21 protein-coding genes and 1 tRNA gene are annotated in these 24,489 nt (G+C 71.6%); 8 read left to right on the top strand and 14 right to left on the bottom strand.

What is annotated here, in order from left to right; translation table 11 throughout:
- Nucleotides 1-31 precede the first annotated feature (31 nt).
- The 3 genes from DEU32_RS04415 to DEU32_RS04405 form a co-directional block, all read right to left on the bottom strand.
- Complete coding sequence (locus tag DEU32_RS04415) at nt 32-1,267, bottom strand: sugar ABC transporter substrate-binding protein (protein ID WP_258554778.1); 1,236 nt, start codon at nt 1,265-1,267, stop codon at nt 32-34.
- Nucleotides 1,268-1,342: 75 nt separating this feature from the next.
- A complete protein-coding gene (locus tag DEU32_RS04410) occupies nt 1,343-2,683 on the bottom strand; it encodes an enolase C-terminal domain-like protein (protein ID WP_114849486.1) in 1,341 nt (446 codons plus the stop codon).
- A gap of 210 nt (nt 2,684-2,893) precedes the next feature.
- Complete coding sequence (locus DEU32_RS04405) at nt 2,894-4,885, bottom strand: MDR family MFS transporter (protein WP_181819192.1); 1,992 nt, start codon at nt 4,883-4,885, stop codon at nt 2,894-2,896.
- A gap of 149 nt (nt 4,886-5,034) precedes the next feature.
- Between DEU32_RS04405 and DEU32_RS04400 the strand changes: the two genes are divergently transcribed.
- Nucleotides 5,035-5,490: a hypothetical protein gene (locus tag DEU32_RS04400; protein WP_114849485.1), complete on the top strand. Its 456-nt coding sequence runs from the start codon at nt 5,035-5,037 to the stop codon at nt 5,488-5,490.
- Nucleotides 5,491-5,584: 94 nt separating this feature from the next.
- On the opposite strand, the gene nadE is transcribed toward DEU32_RS04400, so the two are convergent.
- Complete coding sequence (gene nadE, locus DEU32_RS04395; RefSeq protein WP_058740456.1) at nt 5,585-6,412, bottom strand: ammonia-dependent NAD(+) synthetase; 828 nt, start codon at nt 6,410-6,412, stop codon at nt 5,585-5,587.
- A gap of 436 nt (nt 6,413-6,848) precedes the next feature.
- A complete protein-coding gene (locus tag DEU32_RS17075) occupies nt 6,849-7,016 on the bottom strand; it encodes a hypothetical protein (RefSeq protein WP_167510149.1) in 168 nt (55 codons plus the stop codon).
- Nucleotides 7,017-7,356: 340 nt separating this feature from the next.
- On the opposite strand from DEU32_RS17075, the gene DEU32_RS04390 reads away from it, so the two are divergent.
- On the top strand, nt 7,357-8,511 hold the full coding sequence (locus DEU32_RS04390) for an AI-2E family transporter (RefSeq protein ID WP_114849484.1): 1,155 nt from the start codon (nt 7,357-7,359) through the stop codon (nt 8,509-8,511).
- A gap of 104 nt (nt 8,512-8,615) precedes the next feature.
- Here the strand turns inward: DEU32_RS04390 and argG are convergent, their stop codons facing one another.
- The 6 genes from argG to DEU32_RS04360 all read right to left on the bottom strand — a co-directional run bounded on the left by argG (nt 8,616) and on the right by DEU32_RS04360 (nt 14,436).
- Nucleotides 8,616-10,058: an argininosuccinate synthase gene (argG, locus tag DEU32_RS04385; protein ID WP_058740458.1), complete on the bottom strand. Its 1,443-nt coding sequence runs from the start codon at nt 10,056-10,058 to the stop codon at nt 8,616-8,618.
- A gap of 95 nt (nt 10,059-10,153) precedes the next feature.
- Nucleotides 10,154-10,228: transfer RNA gene (locus DEU32_RS04380), tRNA-Arg, on the bottom strand.
- Nucleotides 10,229-10,241: 13 nt separating this feature from the next.
- Nucleotides 10,242-11,345 (bottom strand): epoxide hydrolase family protein, encoded by a 1,104-nt coding sequence (locus tag DEU32_RS04375; RefSeq protein WP_114849483.1) that lies wholly within the window; start codon nt 11,343-11,345, stop codon nt 10,242-10,244.
- A 256-nt stretch (nt 11,346-11,601) separates the two neighbouring features.
- On the bottom strand, nt 11,602-12,096 hold the full coding sequence (locus DEU32_RS04370) for an HNH endonuclease (protein ID WP_114849482.1): 495 nt from the start codon (nt 12,094-12,096) through the stop codon (nt 11,602-11,604).
- A gap of 378 nt (nt 12,097-12,474) precedes the next feature.
- The gene (locus DEU32_RS17640) at nt 12,475-13,440 is read right to left on the bottom strand and encodes a C40 family peptidase (RefSeq protein ID WP_114849481.1); all 966 of its coding nucleotides are present in this window, start codon (nt 13,438-13,440) and stop codon (nt 12,475-12,477) included.
- A gap of 300 nt (nt 13,441-13,740) precedes the next feature.
- Nucleotides 13,741-14,436 carry a metal-dependent transcriptional regulator gene (locus DEU32_RS04360; protein WP_114849480.1) on the bottom strand — a complete coding sequence of 232 codons (696 nt, stop codon included), beginning with the start codon at nt 14,434-14,436 and terminating at the stop codon, nt 13,741-13,743.
- 222 nt (nt 14,437-14,658) lie between these two features.
- On the opposite strand from DEU32_RS04360, the gene serC reads away from it, so the two are divergent.
- A complete protein-coding gene (gene serC / locus DEU32_RS04355; protein ID WP_114849479.1) occupies nt 14,659-15,777 on the top strand; it encodes a phosphoserine transaminase in 1,119 nt (372 codons plus the stop codon).
- 157 nt (nt 15,778-15,934) lie between these two features.
- On the opposite strand, the gene DEU32_RS04350 is transcribed toward serC, so the two are convergent.
- Both DEU32_RS04350 and DEU32_RS04345 read right to left on the bottom strand, forming a co-directional pair.
- The gene (locus DEU32_RS04350) at nt 15,935-16,579 is read right to left on the bottom strand and encodes a DUF3027 domain-containing protein (protein ID WP_114849478.1); all 645 of its coding nucleotides are present in this window, start codon (nt 16,577-16,579) and stop codon (nt 15,935-15,937) included.
- Nucleotides 16,579-16,956, bottom strand: coding sequence for a cold-shock protein (locus DEU32_RS04345; protein ID WP_114849477.1), 378 nt, complete (start codon nt 16,954-16,956; stop codon nt 16,579-16,581). The genes DEU32_RS04350 and DEU32_RS04345 overlap by 1 nt, the downstream gene beginning before the upstream one ends.
- 55 nt (nt 16,957-17,011) lie before the next feature.
- On the opposite strand from DEU32_RS04345, the gene DEU32_RS04340 reads away from it, so the two are divergent.
- The 5 genes from DEU32_RS04340 to DEU32_RS04320 all read left to right on the top strand — a co-directional run bounded on the left by DEU32_RS04340 (nt 17,012) and on the right by DEU32_RS04320 (nt 23,373).
- Nucleotides 17,012-17,311 carry a hypothetical protein gene (locus tag DEU32_RS04340; RefSeq protein WP_058740465.1) on the top strand — a complete coding sequence of 100 codons (300 nt, stop codon included), beginning with the start codon at nt 17,012-17,014 and terminating at the stop codon, nt 17,309-17,311.
- 28 nt (nt 17,312-17,339) lie between these two features.
- Entirely contained in the window at nt 17,340-19,103 is a 1,764-nt protein-coding gene (locus DEU32_RS04335; RefSeq protein ID WP_114849476.1) for a helicase-associated domain-containing protein, read from the top strand.
- A gap of 74 nt (nt 19,104-19,177) precedes the next feature.
- Complete coding sequence (locus tag DEU32_RS04330) at nt 19,178-20,872, top strand: DNA repair helicase XPB (protein WP_114849475.1); 1,695 nt, start codon at nt 19,178-19,180, stop codon at nt 20,870-20,872.
- A 55-nt stretch (nt 20,873-20,927) separates the two neighbouring features.
- Nucleotides 20,928-21,623 (top strand): response regulator transcription factor, encoded by a 696-nt coding sequence (locus DEU32_RS04325; protein ID WP_058740468.1) that lies wholly within the window; start codon nt 20,928-20,930, stop codon nt 21,621-21,623.
- A gap of 61 nt (nt 21,624-21,684) precedes the next feature.
- Nucleotides 21,685-23,373 carry a cell wall metabolism sensor histidine kinase WalK gene (locus DEU32_RS04320; protein WP_114849474.1) on the top strand — a complete coding sequence of 563 codons (1,689 nt, stop codon included), beginning with the start codon at nt 21,685-21,687 and terminating at the stop codon, nt 23,371-23,373.
- 105 nt (nt 23,374-23,478) lie between these two features.
- On the opposite strand, the gene DEU32_RS04315 is transcribed toward DEU32_RS04320, so the two are convergent.
- Nucleotides 23,479-24,384 carry a hypothetical protein gene (locus DEU32_RS04315; RefSeq protein ID WP_147281407.1) on the bottom strand — a complete coding sequence of 302 codons (906 nt, stop codon included), beginning with the start codon at nt 24,382-24,384 and terminating at the stop codon, nt 23,479-23,481.
- Nucleotides 24,385-24,489: the final 105 nt, after the last annotated feature.

The following is a 24,489-nucleotide window of genomic DNA, read 5'->3' as shown; positions in this document are numbered from 1 at the left end:
GTGCCTCCAGTCCGTCAGGTGGTGGGCTCGCTCACTGCGAGCCGAGCTGACCCGAGATGGAGGACATGGTGTCCTTCCCCGAGGCCTGCCCGTTGACCGCCTGCAGGGCGTACTGCGTGAAGAGCTGCGACAGCTGGTCGCTCTGCCTGTTGCCGACCAGCGGCGACGACTTCGCCAGCGCGGCCTTGAGCGCCTCCTCGGCGCCCTCGATGCCGGCGCTGGAGTACCACGACGCCTGGGCGGCGGTGCGTCCCGGGAAGGCGCGGCCCTCCTCGGCGAGCGAGGTCAGGACCTTCTCGCTCGTCATCGTCTGGACGGCCTTGAACGCCTGCTCCGGGTACTTGCACTGCTTCGAGATGCCGAAGCCCGAGCCGGCCGCGAAGGTCGACGGGCCGGACGTGCCGCTCGGCAGCGTCGTGACGCCCAGGTCGAACTGCACCTTGGCCTTCTGGCTGATGAGCGACCACGGACCGTCGGTGTACATGGCGACCTTGCCGGCGGCGAAGTCGTTGCTCGACTGGGACGAGTCGGACGACGCCTGCGTGGCGTAGCCCTTCTGCACCAGGCTGCCGAGCCAGTCCAGGCCCTCGGCGAACTTCGCGTCCGTGGCGTCGATCTTCCCGCCCTCGGTGATCACCCGACCGCCGTTGTAGCCGTAGATCATCGACTCGAGGTTCAGGTCGCTGACGGTGGAGCCGAACTCGGTGATGCCCTTCGCCTTGAGCGCGGCACCGGCGGCCTCGAACTGGTCGACGGTCCAGCCGGGCTTCGGCTCGTCGACACTGGCCTGCTTGAACAGGTCCCGGTTGTAGAACATCATGATGGGCCCGGTGTCGTACGGCAGCCCGTAGAGCTTGCCGTCGACCTTCATGCCGTCGAGCGCGGTGCTGTCGAACGCGGACAGGTCGAGCCCGTCCTTCTTCGCCAGGTCGTCGAGCGGCAGGAGCGACGACGTGTAGTTCGCCGCGCGCAGGGACTGCATGCTCACGACGCACTGGGCGCTGCCGCCGCTGAGCTGCGTGCTGAGCTTGGTGAAGTAGTTCTCGAACGGCGCCCCCTGGATGGTCAGGGTGATGCCGTCGTCGCTCTTGACGGTGTCGGCGACCTTCTGCCAGGCGGCCTGGTCCTCCTTCCCTGCGATCCACATCGACCAGGTCAGGGAGTCCTCGGTCTGGCCGCCGCCGGCGCTGCTGCCGGAGGAACAGCCGGTCAGCACGAGGGTCACGGCAGCTGCTGCCGCGAGCCCCGCGATGAAACGTCGTTGCATCGGTGTCTCCACTTCGTCGTGGTGGTGCTGGGGTGTGTCGGGGTTGGTCTGGCGAGTCGGTCTGACGTGTCCGGCTCAGGCGACGCGGATCGTGTCGCGGACCGGGTCGGCGGCCGAGGCCGCCGCCCAGACCGGGCCGTCGGGGTAGGTGTGGGCGTCGAGGGAGTCGGCGAGCATCTCGGTGCCGGCGCCCGGGGCGGTCGGGGGCCAGTAGCGGCCGCCGCGGACGTCGACCGGGGTCACGAAGTGCTCGTGCAGGTGGTCGACGAACTCGATGCAGCGGTCCTCGAGCGCCCCGGAGAGCGCGACCGCGTCGAACATCGACAGGTGCTGCACCGCCTCGCACAGCCCGACGCCGCCCGCGTGGGGGCAGACCCGGACGCCGTGCTTGGCGGCGAGGAGCAGGATCGCGACGTTCTCGTTGACGCCGGCGACCCGGGTGGCGTCGATCTGCAGCACCCGCATCGCGTCCGCCTGGATGAGCTGCTTCGCGATCACGCGGTTCGCCATGTGCTCCCCGGTCGCCACCGGCACCGGGGCGATGCGGCGGGCGATCTCGGCGTGCCCGAGGACGTCGTCCGGACTCGTCGGTTCCTCGACCCAGGCGATGTCGAACTCCCGCAGCCGGTCGATCCACGCGACCGCCTCGTCGACGTCCCACCGCTGGTTCGCGTCGATCGCGATCCGGACGTCCGGGCCGACGACCTGCCGGGCGATGCGGAGACGTCGGACGTCCTCGTCGACGCTGCCGCCGACCTTGAGCTTGATCTGGGTGAAGCCGTCGGCCACCGCCTCGCGGCACAGGCGGGCGAGCTTGTCGTCGTCGTAGCCGAGCCAGCCGGGCGTGGTCGTGTACGCCGGGTAGCCGGACTGCTCGAGCCGGCGTCGGCGTTCCGCACGGAGGGGCTCGGCGGCGCGGAACAGCTCGAGGGCCTCGGCCGGGGTGATCGCGTCGGTCAGGTACCGGAAGTCGACCAGGTCGACCAGGTCCTCCGGCGACATCGATGCCAGGAGCGCCCACAGGGGCAGTCCGGCGCGCTTGGCCTTCAGGTCCCACAGCGCGTTCACCACCGCGCCGATGGCCATGTGCATCACGCCCTTCTCCGGGCCGAGCCACCGCAGCTGCGAGTCGTGCACCATGCTCCGCCACGTGCCGCCCATGTCGGCGAGCAGTGCCTCGGCGTCGCGACCGACGACGTGCCCGCGGAGCGCGGCGATCGCGGCCTCCTGCACCTCGTTGCCCCGACCGATCGTGAACACGAACGCCGAACCGGTCAGGCCGTCGAGGGCGTCCGTGGTGACCTCCACGTACGCCGCGGAGTAGTCGGGGTCGGGGTTCATCGCGTCCGACCCGTCGTGCTCCCGCGAGGTCGGGAACCGGATGTCCCGGACCCGCAGACCGGTGATGCGGCTCATCGTTGCTCCTGCCCGTCCGGTCGCCGTCGACCGAACGAGGACATCGAAACATCGGATGTCTCGGCTGTCAAGAGCCGATCGGCCCGCGTTCTGCGGTCAGGAGCGGCGGAGTCGTCCTACCGGTGACACGGAGAACGCCCCGTGGCGGCTGCCACGGGGCGTTCTGCGGACTGCGTCACCCCGGCGGGCACACACCCGCTCGCGGTCGGGTCAGGCGCGGACCGCCGCCGTCGCGGGGAGGTCCTCCGCCGCACCGGCCCGGTCGGCCTGCTCCTGCAGCGCCGAGCTCTTCCGGAGCGGGGGTGCCTTGAAGAACCAGCTCAGGACGAACGCGAGCAGGATCACCGCGAAGCCGACCCAGTAGACGGTGACCGCCGAGGCGTTGAAGCCCGTCATGAAGGGCTTCGTCAGCGCGGGGTCCGCCCCGTTCAGGAACGAGGTGTCGCTCGTCTCCGCGGTGGCACTCCCGCCCTTGCCGGACCCGGACGAGATCGCGTCCGAGAGCTTCGGCGCGAGCTGGTCGACCCAGTAGGTGCGCTGCGCGGTGTCCGACCAGTCGACCACCAGGCGGTCACCCTGCACGGACGCGTGCGCCTGGTCGGCCGCGGCCGCGAGCGCCTGCTGCTGCACGGCCTCCGGGGCACCGGCGGTCGCCGCGGTCACCTTCGCCGTGGCCTGGTCGAGCCCGGACTGCACCTGCTGCTCGAGCGGGGTGACGATCGGTGTCCACAGCTGGTCCATCACGCCACGGTTGACCTTCGCGCTCGCGACGGTCGGGTTCAGGGCCGCGTCGAGCGCGCCGGTCAGGTTCGCCTTGTCGGCGGTCGCCGCGGTGATGTTCGTCGGCATGAGCGAGAACAGCACGCTGAGGAGCACCGCGGTGCCGAGCGTCCCACCGATCTGCCGGAAGAAGGTCGCCGACGACGTCGCCACGCCCATGTCGCGCGGCTGGACCGAGTTCTGCGACGCCAGGGTGATGCTCTGCATGAGCTGGCCGAGGCCGAGGCCGATGAGGAACATGCCGATCATCAGGAACCAGAGCGGCTTGTCGATCGTCATGAACGTCAGCACGACGTAGCCGGCGGACACCAGCGCGGTCCCGATCACCGGGAACACCCGGTAGCGGCCGGTGCGCGCCACGATCTGGCCCGAGGCGATCGACGCGATCATCAGGCCGCCGATCATCGGCAGGGTCGCGAAGCCGGACTCCGTCGGGGTGAGCCCCGTGACGATCTGCAGGTACAGCGGGATGGTCAGCATGGCGCCGAACATCGCGAAGCCGACCAGGAACCCGAGGACCGTGGCCATCGAGAACGTCCCCGAGCGGAACAGCTTGAGCGGGATGATCGCGTCGTCGCGCATGAGCGTCTCGGCGACCAGGAACGCCACGATCCCGAGCCCGCCGACGACGTAGCAGGCGATGGAGCCAGCGGAGGCCCATCCCCAGGTGCGGCCCTGCTCGGCGACGAGCAGCAGCGGCACGAGCGCCACGATCACTGCGGTCGCGCCCCACCAGTCGATGCGCGGCTTCCGCGCGGCGTCGCCGAACTTCGGCAGGTGCAGGAACGCGATCACCATGAGGAGCGCGCCGATGCCGATCGGGACGTTGACCAGGAACACCCACCGCCACCCGGTGACCCCGAGGATCGAGGACGCACCGGCGAACAGCCCACCGATGAGCGGACCGATGACCGACGAGATGCCGAACACCGCGAGGAAGTAGCCCTGGTACTTCGCACGCTCACGGGGCGCGAGGATGTCGCCCATGATCGCGAGCGGCAGCGACATGAGCGCGCCCGCACCGATGCCCTGGAACGCCCGGAAGGCGGCGAGCATGACCATCGAGGTCGAGAAGGTCGAGAGCAGCGAACCGAGCACGAAGACGCTGATGCCGAAGATGTAGAGCGGTCGGCGGCCGAAGACGTCGGAGAGCTTGCCGTAGATCGGCGTCGTGATCGTCGACGCGATGAGGTACGCCGTCGTGACCCAGGCCTGCTGGTCGAGCCCGTGCAGGTCGTCGCCGATGGTGCGGATCGCGGTGCCGACGATCGTCTGGTCGAGCGAGGACAGGAACATGCCCGCCATCAGCCCGTAGATGACGAGCAGGATCTGGCGGTGGGTCATGATCGGCTTCGCGGGTGCGGGAGCCGTGGCCTCCGGTCGGCCGCGCGGCACCTCGACGGGTGCGGTGGCAGTGGACATCGATCCTCCTGGGACTCTCTCTTGCAGACCATGCAACTTTACACCCGTGGCACCTTTGCCACCAGTGCAAGGTTGCCCCGTCTGCACGCATCTTCAGGCGCGCGTCGAGTGCGCAGCGCGTCCAGGGTGCGCGGCGTACCGTCCCCGCCATGACCGACGCGAACGAACACCCCCGCCCGGAGGACGACGCCGCACGGCTCGGACTCGTCGTCGTCGGCGAGGCCGCCGCCCTGCACGCCGGGGACGACGGCGCACTCGACGCCAGCGAGGAGAACATCCGCGAGACCGTCGACAGCATGGTCGACGAACCCCTCACGGACCGGCAGGAGCAGGTCGTCGAGCGCCTGGCCTCGGCCGGCGGCACCCTGACGGCCGGCCTGAGCGGCGCGCTCGCGGCGAAGACCGGCAGCAGCGTCGACGACGTGCTCGAGGGCGCGGCCCGGAGCGTCGTCTGGCAGCAGCGCCTCGCCGCCGAGCGGGACGCCGCGGCCACGAGCGCGCCGCGGCCGACGGAGGCGGACCCGGGGACGGACACCGATGCCGGCGAGCGCGAGGACGCCGGGCACCCGCAGCGACGCGACGACGACCCCCGCGACGACGGCTGACCAGCCCGAGCACACGAGGAGGCGCGGTGCGGGACGAACCCGCACCGCGCCTCCTGTCCGTGGCCGCGGTGGTGACCCGGCGCCCTCCTGGTGACTAGGAGCCCTGGCGCCACCACGCGTCGAAGGGCGTCGCCGGGACCTGGCGCTTGTGCTCGGTCGCGCGGTAGCGCGCCTCGATCGCCTCGGCGACCTCGTCCGGGACGTCGTGTCCCTGCAGGTACGCGTCGATCTCGGCGTACGTCAGGCCGAGGTTCGCCTCGTCCGTCTGGCCGGGCAGGTCGTCGAGCAGGTCCGCCGTCGGCGCCTTCTCGTAGAGTCGGGCCGGCGCCCCGAGGTGCTCGAGCAGCTGCCGCCCCTGGGTCTTGGTCAGGCCCGTCAGCGGGGTGAGGTCCACGCCGCCGTCGCCGTACTTCGTGAAGAAGCCCGTGACCGCCTCGGCTGCATGGTCCGTGCCCACGACGAGGAGCCCGCGCTGCCCGGCGACCGCGTACTGCGCGACCATCCGCATGCGGGCCTTGACGTTGCCCTTGACGAAGTCGCTCAGCTCGACGCCGGCGGCCGTGGTGTCCTGCACCACCCCGTCGACCCCGTGCTCGATGTTCACGACGATGCCCGGGTCCGCCGCGATGAAGCGGAGGGCGAGCTGCGCGTCGTCCTCGTCGGCCTGCACGCGGTACGGCATGCGGACCGTGACGAACTCGGCCGGGTGCCCGTCGGCGCGCAGGCCCTCGACCGCGAGCTGCGTCAGCCGCCCGGCGAGCGTGGAGTCCTGGCCGCCGCTGACGGCGAGGACGAAGCCCTTCGCACCCGTGGTGGTCAGGTAGTCCCGGAGGAACCCGACGCGTCGGGCGATCTCCTGCTCCGGGTCGATGGTCGGCTGGACGTCGAGGTCCGCGGCGATGGCGGCTTGGAGTTCACGCACCGTTCCAGTATCGCGCGCAGGGCCGCGGACGGCACGGATTCACCGCGAGGTCGCGGCTCCTTCCGGGCGGATGGTGTTGTCGTGGTCCGTCCCGATCGCGCACGTGCAGACCACGCGCAACGTCTCGTCGCCGCGGGTCAGGCGGAAGCGTTCGACGTGGGGCGGGCCGACGTGCCGGTCCAGGGGGTGGGTGTCGTGGTCGTGCACTCGGGTCCTCGCTCTCCGGCGGCCACGGGTCGCCCCGTGCCCGCCGCTGATCCGCGCTCCACCGGTGATGTGGAGGCACCTCCGCCGGGCACGCGGAGACATGAGCAATCTACAAGGCTACGCGCGGAACAGCCAGCGAGAGCCACGGACCGCACTGACGGACGGGAGGCACGGTGCCAGCTGGCACCGTGCCTCCCGTCCGTTGGGTGGGCGCGTCGCGACGCGCGGGTCAGACCTGCTCGCCGAGGAAGTCGGCGTACGACGGTTCGTCGTGCTCCGCGCCGGCGGGCGCGGACGCGTCCGAGGCGCCGGCGATCCGCTCGGAGATGATGTCGGCGACCTCCTCCGGGGACCGGAGACCGTGCCGGTGCCAGTCCTCCGGGGCCCGGGGCGTCACGAGAGCCCCAGCAGGACGGTCGTGGCGGACGGGACGACGGGGGTGCGGGTCTGGCCCGCCGAGAAGTCGAGGGGGTGTGCGGTGCACGAGCAGTTCGTGGCGGCCATGGTGACAGCCCTTCATCGAGGAGTTGCAGACCTCGGATCCGACCGGGCCGTCCCGCTGTGCCAGACCTCGCAGACCGCGAGGGCATCGTGACGACGGGACCTGGAGGAGAACCCGGTGACTCCAGGGTAGGAGTGGTGGTGGACCGCGTCCAGGTGGATGCGGTTAGCGGCGACCCCGCCGAGGTGCTGCCGCGCCGGTAGCGTGGTGGCTCCGCACGACCACGAGGAGCCCCATGCCCCTGTTCGGCCGTCCCAGCGACGCCCAGTCCGACGCCGCCCGCCCCGACGCCGCCCCCAGTGTCTTCGCCCGCAGGTGGGCCGACCCGTTCGGCACCCTCGCGACGCGCTGCCTGCAGATCATCGTGGTGCTCGTCGTCGCGATCGGCATCGTCTACGCCGCCGCGACGCTGAGCGTCGTGACCATCCCGGTGCTCCTCGCGCTCATCATCGCGTCGGCCATGCACCCCGTGGTCTCCTGGCTCCGACGCCACAAGGTGCCGTCGGTGCTCGCGACCCTCGCGGTGCTGCTCGGCGTGCTCGTCGTGCTCGGGCTCGTCGGGTGGCTCATCGTCGTCGCCGTGATCGCGCAGTGGCCGGACCTGCAGAAGTCCGCGATCAGCGGCTTCCAGCAGCTCCAGGACGCGGTCGACCACCTGCCCTTCGCGATCTCCGACCAGCAGGTGGACCAGGTCGTCGACGGGGTCCAGGGCTTCCTGACCAGCTCGCAGTTCGGCTCCGGCGCACTCGCGGGCGCCTCGGCCACCGCGAACTTCCTCACCGGCCTCGTGCTGATGATCGTCGTGCTGTTCTTCTTCCTCAAGGACGGTCCGGCGATCTGGGAGTTCCTGCTCCGCCCCTTCACCGGGGCCCGCTACGAGCGGGCGCGCCGCGTGGGCGACCGCGTGGTGCAGACCCTCGGCGGGTACGTCCGCGGCACGGCCAGCGTCGCCGCGGTCGACGCGATCGGCATCGGCGTGGGGCTCGCGATCGTCGGGGTCCCACTGGCGCTCCCCCTCGCCGTCGTCGTGTTCATCACGGCGTTCATCCCGATCGTCGGTGCGACCGCCGCCGGCATCCTCGCCGCCCTGGTGGCCCTGGTGGCGAACGGCCCCGTCGCCGCCCTCGTCGTCGTCGGCATCGTCGTGCTCGTGAACCAGCTCGAGGGCAACCTGCTCCAGCCCGTCCTGATGGGCAAGACGCTCAAGCTGCACGGGCTCGTCATCCTGATCGGCCTGACCGCGGGGACGGTGCTCGCGGGCATCACCGGCGCGATCATCTCGGTGCCGCTGCTCGCCGCGGCCTGGGGTGCCGTGCAGGTGTGGGACGGACCGGGGCAGCCTGCGCTGCCGTGGCGGCAGAAGCGCCCGGAGACCGCCGAGCGGCGGTAGCGCGCCGGCGCGGCACCGACGCCGCCCACGCACCACGAAGGGGAGCCCCCGCACGCCGCGGTGGCTCCCCTTCGTCGTGTCCGGCCTCGACCCGACGGGACGGGTCAGTCGGTCCCGGAGTCGAACGCAGCACCCTCGGACGCGGCGTCCGTCGCCCGCCCGAGCGCGTCGTCCGCGTCGGAGGTCACGACCGCGCCGCCGAGGATCTCCTCGGCCTCGCCCGCCTGCAGCTGCCCGACGAGCTCGCCCGTCGCGCCGCCGATCAGACCGGCCGCCGCGTACTGCTCGAGCCGCGCGCGCGAGTCCGCGATGTCGAGGTTCCGCATCGTGAGCTGCCCGATCCGGTCGTCCGGCCCGAAGGCGGCGTCCCCGACGCGCTCCATCGAGAGCTTGTCCGGGTGGTACGACAGCGCGGGCCCGGTCGTGTCGAGGATCGTGTAGTCGTCCCCGCGACGCAGGCGGAGCGTGACCTCGCCGGTGACGGCCGACGCGACCCAGCGCTGCAGCGACTCGCGCAGCATGAGGGACTGCGGGTCGAGCCACCGGCCCTCGTACATCAGACGGCCGAGGCGACGACCCTCGTTGTGGTACGCCGCGACGGTGTCCTCGTTGTGGATCGCGTTGAGGAGCCGCTCGTAGGCGATGTGCAGCAGCGCCATGCCCGGCGCCTCGTAGATGCCGCGGCTCTTCGCCTCGATGATGCGGTTCTCGATCTGGTCGGACGCACCGAGGCCGTGCCGACCACCGATGGCGTTCGCCTCGTACACCAGCGCGACGGCGTCCGGGAACTCGACCCCGTTGATCGCGACCGGGCGGCCGGCCTCGAAGCGGACCGAGACCACCTCGGTCGCGACGTCGACGTCGTCGCGCCAGGCGGCGACGCCCATGATCGGCTCGACGATGTCCAGCCCGCTGGAGAGCTCTTCGAGGCTCTTCGCCTCGTGCGTGGCGCCCCAGATGTTGGCGTCGGTCGAGTACGCCTTCTCGGTGGAGTCGCGGTACGGGAAGCCGCGCGCGACGAGCCACTCGCTCATCTCCTTGCGGCCGCCGAGCTCCTCGACGAACTCGGAGTCGAGCCACGGCTTGTAGACGCGGAGCCGCGGGTTGGCCATCAGGCCGTAGCGGTAGAACCGCTCGATGTCGTTGCCCTTGTAGGTGGAGCCGTCGCCCCAGATGTCGACGCCGTCCTCCTTCATCGCGCGGACGAGCATCGTGCCCGTCACGGCGCGGCCGAGCGGCGTCGTGTTGAAGTACGTCTTGCCGCCCGAGCGGATGTGGAAGGCACCGGTCTGCAGCGCGACGAGGCCCTCTTCGACCAGGGCGCTCTTCGCGTCGACCAGGCGGGCGATCTCCGCGCCGTACTCGTGGGCGCGACCGGGGACGGCGTCGATGTCCGGCTCGTCGTACTGGCCGATGTCGGCCGTGTACGTGCAGGGCACCGCTCCCTTCTCGCGCATCCAGGCGACCGCGCAGGAGGTGTCGAGACCTCCGGAGAACGCGATGCCGACTCGTTCGCCGACGGGGAGACTGCTCAGGACCTTGGACACGGTGACAATCGTACGGGTCCGCTGGGCCGCACTACCGTCCGGGCCGACGGTTGTGGATCGATCGTGTCCTGATGCTCTGGCGGCCCTGGTGCCCCTGGTGCCCCTGGAGGGACTCGAACCCCCAACCGTTTCCTTAGGACGGAACTGCTCTTCCGTTGAGCTACAGAGGCTGGCCCGTCCACTCTAGCGGCGGTACGGCTCCAGGAACGTCCGGACCTCGGACACGTACAGCTCCGGCACCTCGACCGGCGCGAAGTGGCCGCCCCGGTCGAGTTCGTGGTGGTACACGAGGTTCGTCGTCCGCTCGAGCCACTCCCGCGGTGCCCGCACGAGGTCCCCCGGGAAGACCGAGAACCCCGACGGCACCTCCACCCGCCGGGCCAGCTGCTCCGCCGGGATCGCCGCGTTCGCGTGGTACATCCGCATGGACGACCCGATCGTCCCGGTCGCCCAGTACTCGGTCAGCAGCGCGAGCACCTCGTCCCGCGTGTACACCGACCACAGGTCCCCGCCGCAGTCGCTCCACGACCGCAGCTTCTCGACGATCCACGCCGCCGTGCCCGCCGGCGAGTCCGTCAACCCCACCGCCGCGGTCTGCGGCTTCGTCCGGTGCAGCATCGCGTAGGCACCCTCGTCGGTCCGCCACCGTGCCGTCTCGTCGACGAAGGCCCGCTCCGTCGGCGAGAGCGCCGAGGCGTCGAGCCCCGGCCACGCCAAGCCGCCGTCGATGCGGTGCACTGCGACGACCCGGTCCGGCTGGTCGAGCGCGAGGTACCGGACCACGTGCGTGCCGATGTCGCCGCCGGACGCCGCGAAGCGCTCGTACCCGAGCGTCGTCATGAGCTCCGCCCACATCCCGGCGACCTGTCGCGCGTCGAGGACCTGCGGCGGCGCGTCCGAGAACCCGTAGCCGGGCATGTCCGGGACGACGACGTCGAAGCCCGCCGCGACGAGCATCGGCAGCACCTTCCGGTACCGCCACCCGGAGTCCGGCCAACCGTGCGCGAGCAGCAGCGGGATCGCGTCGTCCCGTCCGGACCGCGCGTGCAGCACGTGCACCCGGATGCCGTCGACCTCGACCAGACGCGACGGCAGGGCGGCCAGGGCGGCGCGGTGCGCGTCGAAGTCGAACCCGTCCGCCCAGTACGCCACGAGCGGGCGGAATTCGTCGAGGTCGACGCCGAGCGACCAGCCGTCCACACCGGTCGCGTCCGGCCAGCGGGTCGCCCGGAGGCGTGCCCGGAGGTCCGTGATGGTGGCGTCGTCGATGTCCGGCGTCTCGCTCATGCAGCGCACGCTACGCCCGCGTGTTCCTTCCCATCACGCTCGCGATCGGAGGACGTTCCGCGCATGATGCGCAGGAACACCCGACCGACCACGCGCGAATCGGCACACCACGCGCGGATCGGCACACCACGCGCGGATCGGCCCACCACGCGCGGATCGGCCCGCCACGGTCGCCGGGCGCGACCACCGCCGGACGGGAGGCACGTGGCGGTGCCGCACCGTGCCTCCCGTCCGCCCGTCGCTGCGGCAGCCACCGCTACGCGGCGACGAGGTACTCGTTCCACTCCGACTGCGGCCGCTCGATGCCGCGCACCACCCACGAGGCACCGTGCGGCGCCTTCGGCCGGAACCGGAGTCGCCAGCCCATCTCCTGCGGGGTGCGGTCGCCCTTGGTGTTGTTGCACGCCAGGCAGCAGGCGACGAGGTTCTCCCACGAGTCCTGCCCACCGCGGGACCGCGGCTGCACGTGGTCGATCGTCGTCGCGTGCCGGTCGCAGTACGCGCAGCGGTTCGCATCGCGCCGGAGGACCCCGCGGCGCGAGACGGGCACGAGCCGGGCGTGCGGGATGCGCACGTAGCGGGTGAGGATGATGACGGACGGACGGTCGAACGACGACGTCGACCCGGTGACCGGGTGCTCGGCGTCGGCGGTGACGATGGCGGCCTTCTGGTTCATCACCAGCACGAGGGCCCGTCGGTCCGAGATCACCGCGAGGGGCTCGTAACCGGCGTTGAGGACGAGAGTGCGCATGGGTTCCCTTCCGACGTGCCTGGACGGCTTCCAGGCGCTGCGGGTGCGTCGGACCGAGCGACGCCGACGTGGGACCGCGGTCTGCGACCACGCCCGGAACCACGAAGAGCACCACCCGGATGGGTAGTGCTCTCGTCAGGTCAGGGCGTGATGGTGCACGCAGGGGGCGGTGGACCGTATGTCCACGAGCGCGCGCCGACCCGTGGTGCGGGTCGTGCGGATCGCTGACATGAGGTCTCCCGTGGTCGGGCCGTGTTCGGACCGGTGCAGCATCAGGCTACGTCAGGAACCGGCCCAGCACGAGGGTGTGCGGGCCGGTTTCCGGGAGTGTTCACGGGAACGACACACGGGTCGTCACCGCGGGGGGTAGGGCCGGGGTCAGATCCCGAAGCGGACGATGTGGTAGCTGCTCGTCCAGATCGGGCGGATCGACACCTTGCCGCCGGGCTTCGGCGCGTCCATGATCATGCCGTTGCCCATGTAGAAGCCGTCGTGCGAGCCGTCGTTGAAGACGACGACGTCGCCGGGCTGCGCCTGGGACTCGGGGATCGTGGTGCCGGCCGCGTCCTGCAGCGGGACCGAGTGCGCGAGGCTGATGCCGTACTGCGCGTAGACGTACATGACGTAGCCCGAGCAGTCGAAGCCGGACGGGTCCGCGCCGCCGAAGACGTACGGCGTGCCGATGTACTGCTTGGCGGTGGCGACGACGGCCGGCAGCGAGAACGGGGTGTTCGCCGAGGTCGCGGCGATCTGCTCGGCGCTCGGGCCGCTGTACGACGAGTACTGCTTCGCCGTCGCGGCACGGGCGGCCTGCGTCGCCTCGGCCTGCTTCGCTGCCTCGGCGGCGGCGTCCGCTGCGGCCTTCTGCGCGGCCTCCTGGTCGAGGGTCGCCTGCGAGGTCGCGCCGTAGCCGTCACGGTTGGTGCCGGCGAGGGCGACGGCGTCCGAGACGGAGAACTCCTGCGCCTGGGTCGCACGGACCTCGCGCTGGGCGGTGGCCGCGGCGGAGCCGGTCTGCTGCGTCGCGGCGAACGCCGGGGCGACCGCGACGGTGCCGAACATGCCGCACGCGACGGTGAGGACGACCGGTGCCAGGAAGCGGCGCTTGCGGGCGGTGGCGCTCGCCTTCGTCTTCTCGGCGGCGAGGGCGGCCTGCGCGGCACGACGACCTCCGGGGAGCGGCGCGTCGCGGACCGGGGTCACCTTGCGGACGGTGGAGGTGGTCGCGGGGGCCTGGCGTGCTGCCCGCCGGGTGAGCGGGGCGGCTGCCGTGGGGATGGCGTTCGCGGTGTTCGTCGGGTTCGCGGGGGTCTGGCCGTCCGCGGCGGAACCGGTCTGCGTCAAGGGTGGTGTCTCCGGCGTCTCGTCACCACGGCCGGGCGGGTGTTCCCGGTCGTGCAACCCCATCCGTTCGTCATCGTTTCCGATCGAGGCAGGAGACGGGCGCGAGACGTCCTGCCACGGGTCCTGGGCCTCGTGGGCGACCCGGGACTCGACGAGTGTACGTGGGCGTCGTTACCGTGTCGAGATGAAACGGTGGTTCGGTAACGGAACGATGACGAATCCCTGATCAGGGGCCCGTCACCTGCATGACCTTGTGCGGTTTCTCAGGCTCAGGGGTGCTCGTTGCGAACCGCGCCAGGGTCAGGCGTGCTCGATGTAGACGTGCTGGGCGACCTCGGCCGGGAGCTCGATGCCCGACTCCTCGCCCTCGACCCGGACGGCCACGTAGGCCCCCGCACGCTGCACGCTCGCGACCCGACCCGGCATCACGCCGGCGGTCCGCAGCTGGTGCAGGAGCTCGGGTTCGAACTGCACGGGCTCGCCCAGACGGCGGACGACCCCGGTCGCCACGGCGTCGGTGCCCTCGGTCGCGGCGACGATGTTCCGCACACCGTCGAGGAAGCCCGGCGCCGTCGGCCCGCCGATCTCGGCCAGCCCGGGGATCGGGTTGCCGTACGGCGACTCGGTCGGGTTGCCGAGCATCTCGAGCAGGCGGACCTCGACCTGCTCGCTCATCACGTGCTCCCAGCGGCAGGCCTCGTCGTGCACGAACGCCCAGTCGAGCCCGATCACGTCGGACAGCAGGCGTTCGGCGAGCCGGTGCTTCCGCATCACGTGGGTCGCACGGGAGCGGCCCTCGGTCGTGAGCTCGAGGTGCCGGTCGCCGGAGACGACGACGAGTCCGTCGCGCTCCATCCGGGCGACGGTCTGCGAGACCGTCGGACCCGAGTGACCGAGGCGCTCGGAGATGCGCGCTCGCAGCGGGACGATCCCCTCTTCTTCGAGGTCGAGGATCGTCCGGAGGTACATCTCCGTGGTGTCGACGAGATCGGTCACGGTCCGCCTCTCAGGTCCGGTTCCAGCGCGCCCCACCCTACTTGTTCACGGTGACAGCGACGGACCGACGTCCGTCAGGGGACAGACCGTCCCGAGGGATCGTCACGCGCGTCCGGGTCCCGTCCGGCACGCGGCGACGGGCCTGGAGGCATGCCCCACGCCCGCCCCGTCCGGCCGGTGCAGGGTCGGCTGGGCTGGGATACCGCTCGCTAGGATCGCTCCATGGCAGACATCGTCATCCCCGCCGACCTCCTCCCGACCGACGGCCGCTTCGGCTGCGGACCGTCCAAGATCCGCGGCGCGCAGCTCGAGTCCCTCGTGACGCGCGGGGCGACGATCCTCGGCACGTCCCACCGGCAGAAGCCCGTCAAGGACCTCGTCGGCAGCGTCCGGCGCGGCCTCGCCGACCTCTTCCAGCTCCCCGACGGCTACGAGGTCGTCCTCGGCAACGGCGGCTCGACCGCGTTCTGGGACGCCGCCGCGTTCGGGCTCGTCGAGCGCCGGGCCGAGAACCTGTCCTTCGGCGAGTTCGGCTCGAAGTTCGCGAAGGCCACGGCCACCCCGTGGCTCGAGGCCCCGCACGTGGTCGAGGCCCCCGGCGGCTCCCTCGCCGCACTCGAGCCGGTCGAGGGCGTCGACCTCTACGCCTACCCGCACAACGAGACGTCCACGGGCGTGATGGCCCCCGTCGTCCGCGCGGCCGGCGACCCCGGTGCCCTGACCGTCGTCGACGCCACGAGCGCCGCCGGCGGTGCGGCCTTCGACGTCAGCGCGACCGACGTCTACTACTTCGCGCCGCAGAAGAACTTCGCCTCGGACGGCGGCCTGTGGCTCGCACTGTTCTCCCCCGCGGCGCTCGAGCGCGTGGAGCGGGTCGCCGCGAGCGACCGCTACGTGCCGGAGTTCCTGTCGCTCAAGAACGCTGTCGACAACTCCCGGCTCGACCAGACGCTGAACACCCCGGCCCTCGCGACCCTGCTCATGCTCGACGACCAGGTGTCCTGGATCAACCAGTCCGGCGGGCTCGCGTGGGCGGACACCCGCACGAAGACGTCGTCCGCGACGATCTACGACTGGGCGGAGTCGGTCGACTACGCGACGCCGTTCGTCACCGACCCCGGGCACCGGTCGCAGGTCGTGGCGACGATCGACCTCGACGACGCGATCGACGCCAAGGCCGTGGCGGCGACGCTCCGCGCGAACGGCATCGTCGACACCGAGCCGTACCGGAAGCTCGGGCGCAACCAGCTCCGCGTCGCGACCTTCACGGCGATCGACCCGGACGACGTCGCCCAGCTCGTCCGCTCGATCGACTTCGTGGTGCAGGCCCTGCGCGGCTGACCCCCGCGGCGGCCGGGCGCGCGAGCTGGCTCGGGTCCCGAGACGCAACGAGGGCGGTTCCTCGCAGCGGAACGTCGCTACGGGAAACCGCCCTCGTTGCGTCTTGCGGAGGCCGTGCCCGGATGCCGGGCCCGGAGGCCGGGCCCGGCGCTCGGCGTCAGGCGTGCCGGTCCGGGTCGACCTCGGTCGGGTCGAGCCGGTCGAGCTCCAGGTCGTCGTCCGGGTCGACGGGACGCACCCGCGCAGCACGACGTCGGGCGCCGCGGGAGCGCACCGGAGCGGGCTCCTCGCCGTCCTCGTCCGCCGCGTCGACGTCGACCCCGTCGAGCTCGTCGTCGTCGGACTCCTCGAGGTCGTCCTCGTCCTCGTCGCCGAACGCGTCGTCGTCGTCCGACTCGTCGTCGTCCGCCTCGTCGTCGTCCGGGTCCTCGTAGTCCGCGTCCTCGTCGTCGTCCTCGTCGGACTCGTCGTCGTCCTCGTCCTCGTCCGACTCCGCCTCCGCCTCCGTGTCGTCGTGCCCCGCCCGGTACTCGGCGAGGCGCTCGGACCACGGCACCCACTCCGGCGCGAGCAGCGAGCCGTCACCCGGCAGGAGTTCGACCTCGAGCACGGTCGGCTCGTCACCCTCGACCTGCGCGATCGAGACGGTCCAGCGCCAGCCGGGGTACCCGGGCATCCGGTTCGAGAACTGGACCGAGACGACCCCGTCGCCCTCGTCGACCGTGCCGACCGGCTGCCCCACCGTGGACTCCGGCGTGACCTCGAGCAGCGCCTTCCGCGCGAGCTCCGTGTTGTCCACCATCAGGCGTCCAGCTGGTCTGCGACGTGGCGCAGGATCGCGGCGATGCGCTCGCCGTTCTTCGGGTAGCGACCGTGCCGGAAGTCGCCGCTGATCCGGTCGAGCTCCTTCACGAGGTCCTCGACGATGACGGCCATGTCGTCGGCCGACCGGCGGGACATCTTCGCGAGGGACGGTGCGGGCTCGAGCAGGCGGGCGGACAGCGCCTGCGAGCCCTTCTTGCCCTGGACGACCCCGTACTCCAGCCGCGTCCCGGGCTTGACCGAGGTGACACCGTCCGGCAGCGAGGACGCGTGCAGGAACACGGATTCACCGTCGTCTCCGGAGATGAACCCGAACCCCTTCTGGTCGTCGTAGAACTTGACCTTGCCGGTGGGCATGCGTGGACTCCTCGTGGTCGTGGAACGGCCGTGGTGCGTCGGATATCCTGGGTCGATGGCCAAGCCGACCCGATCCACCGGGACCCCCCGCGACGCAGCGGACTCCTCGGTGACGTTCAATCGTACCGAACGCGTCCTCGGGTTCATGGTCGGGGGCATCTTCATCGCCGCCTTCCTGTGCATCGCGGCCATGATCGTGATGTGGCTGACCGTCCCGAGCGCCCAGGGTTCGATGCCCTGGCCCGTGATCATGGCGATCCCGCTGATCGGTCTGCCGATCGGGATGGTGCTCGTCTTCGTCCTCCTCGGTCTCACCTGGTCCAAGCGCGCCCGCGAGAACCGGTCGGCACGCTGAGGACCGGCGACGACCGGAGCGGCGGACGATGACGACCACCGCAGACCTCGCCGCACGCCTGCGCGCGACGCCCGACGACGACCTCGAACGACTCGTCGTCGCCCGACGGCTGCCCGCGGCCGTCCTCGCGGACTCCGGTCCGCAGCACGCCGCCGACTTCTTCGACCTCGCCGAGGCGCTGCGGACCGACGACGCCGTCGACGCCGCACTCGAGCACCTGCCCCGTGCCGCGCTGCTCGCGCTGCGGGACGGCGAGGCGGGTGACGCACTCGCCCCCGCCGTGGCGCTCGGCCTGGCGGACGCGTCCGGCGGCGTCGACGACGCGGTCGCGGCCCGCTTGGCCGCCCACCCCGACCTCGTGGCACTGGACCGGACAGGAGGCCCGTCCGGCGTCCGGCGGTCGGGCGACGTCACGCAGGCGGCTGACCCCGACCGCGCGCGCGCCACGGGTGCCGAACGCGCCTTCGCGACGATGACCGTCCTCGCCGAGCTCCTGCGCGCCGTCCGCGCCGGGAGCGTGAAGGAGCTCGTGAAGGGCGGGATCGGGACGCCGCTCGCCAGGACCCTCGGCGAGCGCACCGGCACGGATCCCGAGCTCGTGCCCGACCGGCTCGCGCTCCTCGCCCGCGTCGGGTTCGCCGACCCCGGCGAAGGGCTCTGGCACACCACACCGGCGGGCGACGACTGGCTCGTCGCGCCGTGGCCGGACCGCTGGGTCGGGCTCGCCGGGCGCTGGCGGGACGCCCTCGACCCGGCGGTGCACGACGTGCTCGAGACCGCCGGCGACGACCTGCGCGACCTCGTGGCGCTCGGGCGCTGGGCGTACCCGGCCGGTGCGCGGTGGCTCGACGCGGAGCTCCTCGTCGTGGCCGGCACCGCGGAGTCCATCGGGCTCGCGGTCGACGGTGTGCTCACCCCGACCGGTCGGGCCGTGCTCGACGCCGACGCCGACGCCGCCGCCGCCGACCTGCCGCCCACGGTCGAGGGCGTGTACCTGCAGCACGACCTGACGGTCATCGCTCCCGGGCCGCTCTCCCCCGCCGACGACGCGGCCCTCCGCTCGGTGGCCGACCTCGAGGCCCCGGGGCTCGCGGCCCGGTACCGCGTGTCCGAGGAGTCCGTCCGCCGTGCCCTCCGCGCCGGCAGCACGAAGGACGAGCTCCTCGCGCTGCTGGACCGGCTGTCCGCCACGGGCGTGCCGCAGCCGCTCGGCTACCTCGTCGAGCAGGTCGCCGGACGCGACGGCAGCATCGTCGTCGACGTCGGACCGGGCGGGGTCGGCACCCGGGTGCACGGCACGCCGGACCAGCTCGACCTGGTCGGGGTCGACGCCGAGCTCCGCCAGCTCGCGTGGGAGCGGCCCGACCTGACGACCCTCGTGACCCGGCACCCGGCGCACGTGGTGCACGCGGCGCTCGAGGACCAGCGCTACCCGGCCGTGCTGACGGCCGCAGCCCGCCCCGCGACGCAGGGCGTGCCTCCCGTCCGTCGCCGTGCCGCCGGACGCACGCCGGAACAGGCGGCGCACGCACTCGTCGAGCGGCTGCGGCTGACGACCGAGCGCGGCGAGGCGGAGCCGGAGCAGGAGTGGCTCGGCCGGCAGATCGACCTGGCCGTGCGGGGGAAGACCCCGATCCGGCTGACGGTGCGCATGCCGGACGGATCCGAACGGCCCGTCTCGATCATCCCGACCTCCATCGCGGCCGGCCGTGTGCGCGGACGGGACACGGCGGTCGACGTCGAACGCACCCTGCCGCTGTCGCTCGTCGTGGCGGTCGAGAGCGAGGCGTGACGCCGAGGGCCGCGACGCGCAGCGTCCGGGCCGGGCACGGCAGCTCGCAGCCGCGACGCCTAGGCTGATCCGTCATGAACGGACCGCTGATCGTGCAGAGCGACCGCACCGTGCTCCTCGAGGTCGCGCACCCCGACGCCGAGGACGCGCGGCACGAGCTCGCCGCCTTCGCCGAGCTCGAACGCGCCCCGGAGCACGTGCACACGTACCGGATCACGCGGCTCGGGCTCTGGAACGCACGGGCGGCGGGGCACGACGCCGAGGCGATGATCGGCACGCTCGAGCGCTTCGCGAAGTTCCCGGTCCCGCAGAGCGTCACGGTGGACATCCGCGACACGGTGTCGCGCTACGGACGGCTCGTGATCCGGCGTGAGGAGCGTCCGGACGCCCCGGTGATCGCGAACTCACCCACCGAGGAGCTCGAGCGCCAGCCCGTGCTGCTCCTGACGGCCGAGGACCCGTCCGTCCTGGCCGAGGTGACCCGTTCGAAGCGGATCAAGCCGCTGCTCGGCGACCAGCGGTCGTCCTCGGAGATCGAGCTGCAGCCGTGGGCACGGGGCCAGGTCAAGCAGGAGCTCGTGAAGCTCGGCTGGCCGGCCGAGGACCTCGCCGGCTACACGCCCGGGCAGCCGCACCCGATCGACCTCGACACCGCGTCGTGGCACATGCGGCCGTACCAGGAGCAGGCGGTCGACACCTTCTTCGCGCAGGGTTCCGGCGTCGTCGTGCTCCCCTGCGGCGCGGGCAAGACGCTGGTCGGTGCCGGTGCGATGGCGACCGTCAAGGCGACGACGCTCATCCTTGTCACGAACACCGTGTCCGCGCGGCAGTGGCGCGACGAGCTCCTCCGCCGGACGAGCCTGACCGCGGACGACATCGGCGAGTACTCGGGCACGTCGAAGGAGATCCGCCCGGTCACCATCGCGACGTACCAGATCCTCACCGCCCGCCGGAAGGGCGAGTACACGCACCTGTCGCTCCTCGACGCCCTCGACTGGGGCCTCATCGTCTACGACGAGGTCCACCTGCTCCCCGCGCCGGTGTTCAAGCTGACGGCGGACCTGCAGGCGCGCCGTCGGCTCGGCCTGACCGCGACGCTCGTGCGCGAGGACGGGCGTGAGAGCGACGTGTTCTCGCTGATCGGGCCGAAGCGCTACGACGCCCCGTGGAAGGAGATCGAGGCGCAGGGCTACATCTCCCCCGCCGCCTGCTACGAGGTCCGGATCGACCTGCCGCACGCCGACCGGTTGGAGTACGCCGCGTCCGGCGACGACGAGCGCTACCGGCTCGCCGCGACGTCACCGGCGAAGACCCCGGTCGTGCGGGAGCTCATCGAGAAGCACCGCGGCGAGCAGATCCTGGTGATCGGCCAGTACATCGACCAGCTCGACGCGCTGGCGGAGTCGCTCGACGCCGCGGAGATCACCGGAGCGACGCCCGTCGACGAACGCGAGCGGCTGTTCCAGGCGTTCCGGCAGGGTGACATCGACGTCCTGGTCGTCTCGAAGGTCGCGAACTTCTCCGTCGACCTGCCCGACGCGACCGTGGCGATCCAGGTGTCCGGCTCCTTCGGGTCCCGTCAGGAAGAGGCCCAGCGACTGGGCCGACTCCTGCGCCCGAACAAGGACGGTCTGCCGGCGTCGTTCTACACGCTCGTGACGCGGGACACCGTCGACCAGGACTTCGCGCAGAACCGGCAGCGGTTCCTCGCCGAGCAGGGGTACGCGTACACCATCCTCGACGCCGACCAGGTCCAGGCAGCCGCGTAGCCGGCACACGAGCCGCTCCCAGGAAACCTCTAGGGAACGGTCAGAGGATGTGTCCATGACCGATGGCCCCAAGATCCTGATCGTCGACGACGAACCGAACATCCGCGACCTCCTCACGACCTCGCTGCGTTTCGCCGGGTTCGCCGTCCGTGCGGTCGGCAACGGGGCCCAGGCGATCTCGGCCGTGCTCGAGGAGGAACCCGACCTGATCATCCTCGACGTGATGCTCCCCGACATGAACGGCTTCGGCGTCACCAAGCGCCTCCGTTCCTCGGGCTACACCTCGCCGATCCTGTTCCTCACCGCGAAGGACGACACCGAGGACAAGATCACCGGCCTCACCGTCGGCGGCGACGACTACGTCACGAAGCCGTTCTCACTCGACGAGATCGTCGCGCGCATCAAGGCCATCCTGCGCCGCACGATGAACGACGAAGAGGACGCGATCATCCGCGCGGGCGAGCTCACGATGGACCAGGACACGCACGAGGTCACGATCGGCGACGCGCAGATCGAGCTGTCCCCGACCGAGTTCAAGCTCCTCCGCTACCTCATGCTCAACCCGAACCGGGTGCTGTCGAAGGCGCAGATCCTCGACCACGTGTGGGAGTACGACTTCAACGGCGACGCCGGCATCGTCGAGTCCTACATCTCGTACCTGCGCCGGAAGCTCGACCAGTACTCGAGCGAGCCGATCATCCAGACGAAGCGCGGGTTCGGCTACATGCTGAAGGCGACGAAGGCGTCCTAGGGTCGCTCTCTCGGCGGGCGTCCGGTTCCACCGGACGCCCGCCGCTTATCCTCGGGACAGCATGCACACGCGAATGAGCCGCTGGTGGGACGGGATCTCCCTCCGCACGAAGATCACCGGGATCACGGTGCTGCTCGTCGCGCTCGGGCTCCTCGTCGCCGGACTCGGCACCATGACGGTGCTGTCGACGTACCTGATGTCGCAGCTCGACAACAACGTCAAGCAGACGACGGAGCAGCTCGAGGGCCAGAACATCAGCGACGGCGAGCAGTACTGCAAGCTGTCCGTCGTCCTGTCGCAGAGCGCCTACGTCGCGGCCTACGACTCCCGGGGCGACCAGATCTGCCAGACGAAGGCGTCGAGCCGGCCGGACATCCGCTCGCTCGACTTCTCGGCAGCCGCGCAGAGCTCGCAGCGCTTCTCGCTGTACGACAGCCAGCACAACCACGAGTGGCGTGCGCAGATCATCCCGGCGTCGCTGCAGAACCAGTCGAGCGGCACGTCGGAGACCGGTTACGTGCTCGTCGCGGTGTCGAGCGCGGACACCGACCAGACCATCGCACGGTTCACGGTCATCTTCCTGGGCTTCGGCATCTCGGTGATCCTGCTCGGCGCGATGCTCACCCGGCTCCTCGTCACGGCCACCTTCGACCCGCTCCGCGACGTCGAGGACACCGCCGCCCGGTTCGCCGCCGGCGACTTCAACCAGCGCCTCGAGGCCGACACCCCGAACACCGAGGTCGGACGGCTCAACCGCTCGCTCAACGCGATGCTCGAGCGGATCGACTCGGCGTTCGAGGACCGCGAGCGCACGATCGACCAGATGCGCCGCTTCGTCGGCGATGCCTCGCACGAGCTCCGGACGCCGCTCGTGTCCCTGCGCGGCTACGCCGAGCTGTACCGGATGGGTGCCCTCCGCAAGGAGGAGGACGTGGCGCAGGCCATGGAGCGCATCGAGAAGGAAGCACAGCGGATGGGCCTGCTCGTGCAGGACCTGCTGCAGCTCGCGCGCATCGACGAGTCGAAGCCGCTGGAGCTCGGACCGGTCGACCTCGTCGCGATCGCCCGCGACTCCGCTCTCGACACGATGGCGTCGAACCCGGACCGCGAGATCCAGGTGCTCGTCGAGGACTCCGTCACCGGGGTGAGCGTCGCGCAGCCCGTGCGGCCGACCCTGGCGAAGGGCGACACCGGCGAGGTCCCCGGTTCGCCCCCGTCGGCGAACACCACCGGGCCGATCGCGTTCTCGCGGCAGACCATCGCGCGCCTGCGTGCCCGTCGGACGCGGGCGATGGGCGTCGAAGGCGGCGTGCCCACCGACGAGACCACCCCGCTGCCGACGATCGTGCTGCCGGCCCGCCCACCGATCGTGCTGGCGGAGGAGAACAAGATCCGCCAGGTCGTCACGAACCTGATGGGCAACGCGATGCGCTTCACCGAGCACGACGACCCGATCGAGATCGGCATCGGCGTGGACGACGAGCGCGGGATGGCCCACATCGACGTGATCGACCACGGCGAGGGCATCCCGCCGCAGCTCCGCGACAAGATCTTCCAGCGCTTCTGGCGTGCGGACACCTCGCGTGCCCGGGACACCGGCGGTTCAGGGCTCGGCCTGGCGATCGTCTCCGGCATCGTGCAGGCGCACCACGGCTCGGTCGAGGTCTTCGACACCGAGGGCGGCGGCGCCACCTTCCGCGTCTGGCTCCCCCTGCTCCCCCGCGACTACACCCCGACGCCCACCGCCTGACGCCGCCGCCGGCGCGGCCCGCCCGCGCCGCCCCGCCCCGCGCCCCGCGCCGCGCCGGGCGTGCCACATCTGGGCCGCTCGTCGCCGTCGCGCGACCGGAATCGCTCAGCTGACGGATCGCGCACGGCGTGTCCTGCCCGCTCGATCGGCGAAGGCACCGCGGAGCCGCTCGAACAGCACCGCCGGGCGTGCGACGTCGACCGCGGTCGCGTGGACGACGAGCCACCCGTTGACCGTGAAGCCGTTGCTGCGACGCTGGTCTCGGCGCCAGGTGTCCTGATCGCGGTGGTGGTCGCCGTCGTACTCCAGCGCGATGCGGTACTCGGGCCAGGCCATGTCGACGCGGCCGAGGAACGTTCCGTCGCTGTCGAGGACGTCGACGTTCAACTCCGGCTCCGGGAAGCCGGCATCGACCACCCCGAGCCGGAGCCGCGTCTCCATCGCCGACTCGGCACCGGCGCGGATGCGCTCGAGCGCTGCGCGCGCGGTCCGGACGCCGCGGGCCCCGGGCACGATCGACGCGGCGAGGTCGTCGAGGGTCGCCAGGGCTCGGTCGCGACGCACCATGTGGTCGCCGAGCACGACGAGATCCACGGCGGACAGGATGTCAGCGCACTCGAACCAACTCCGAGCCGGGCTGCTGGCCCGTCCGAGCGGGGTGTCGCGGACCTCGGACGTCGGCAGCCGATGGCCGACCACCCCGCGGCGGCGCATGGCGACCGTGCCGTCGGACGAGACGTGGACGACGTCGTCGATGCCGGCTCCGCGAGGGAGCGGCGCGCCCCAGATGCCCGCCGCGGTGGTGTGGCTGAAGCGTTGGCCGTCCCGCAGCACGACCGACAACGCTTCGACCTGCCCGACCTCGGCTCCCGCGGGAGCGCGGACGCCGTGGACCGGGACGACGAGGTCGGTGCGCCGCAAGCGCTCCTTGCCGATGCCCGCTCGGAGCGCGTCCGCGACGGTGAACACGGTCTGGCCGAACGGGACCGGGAGCGCGCGGGGCTTCGACATGCCGACGATCATCGGCCGAGCACTGACACAACCAGCCCCGCGGAGCCGTGACTGTGGAGAACGACGGAGGACGGGCCTCCTGTGCGATGCCATGCGCCCGTCGCG

Source organism: Curtobacterium sp. AG1037, assembly GCF_003349855.1.
GTDB classification, from domain to species: domain Bacteria; phylum Actinomycetota; class Actinomycetes; order Actinomycetales; family Microbacteriaceae; genus Curtobacterium; species Curtobacterium citreum.
Note: the sequence above shows the minus strand (reverse complement) of the source record. Positions and strands in the feature narration are given on the sequence as shown.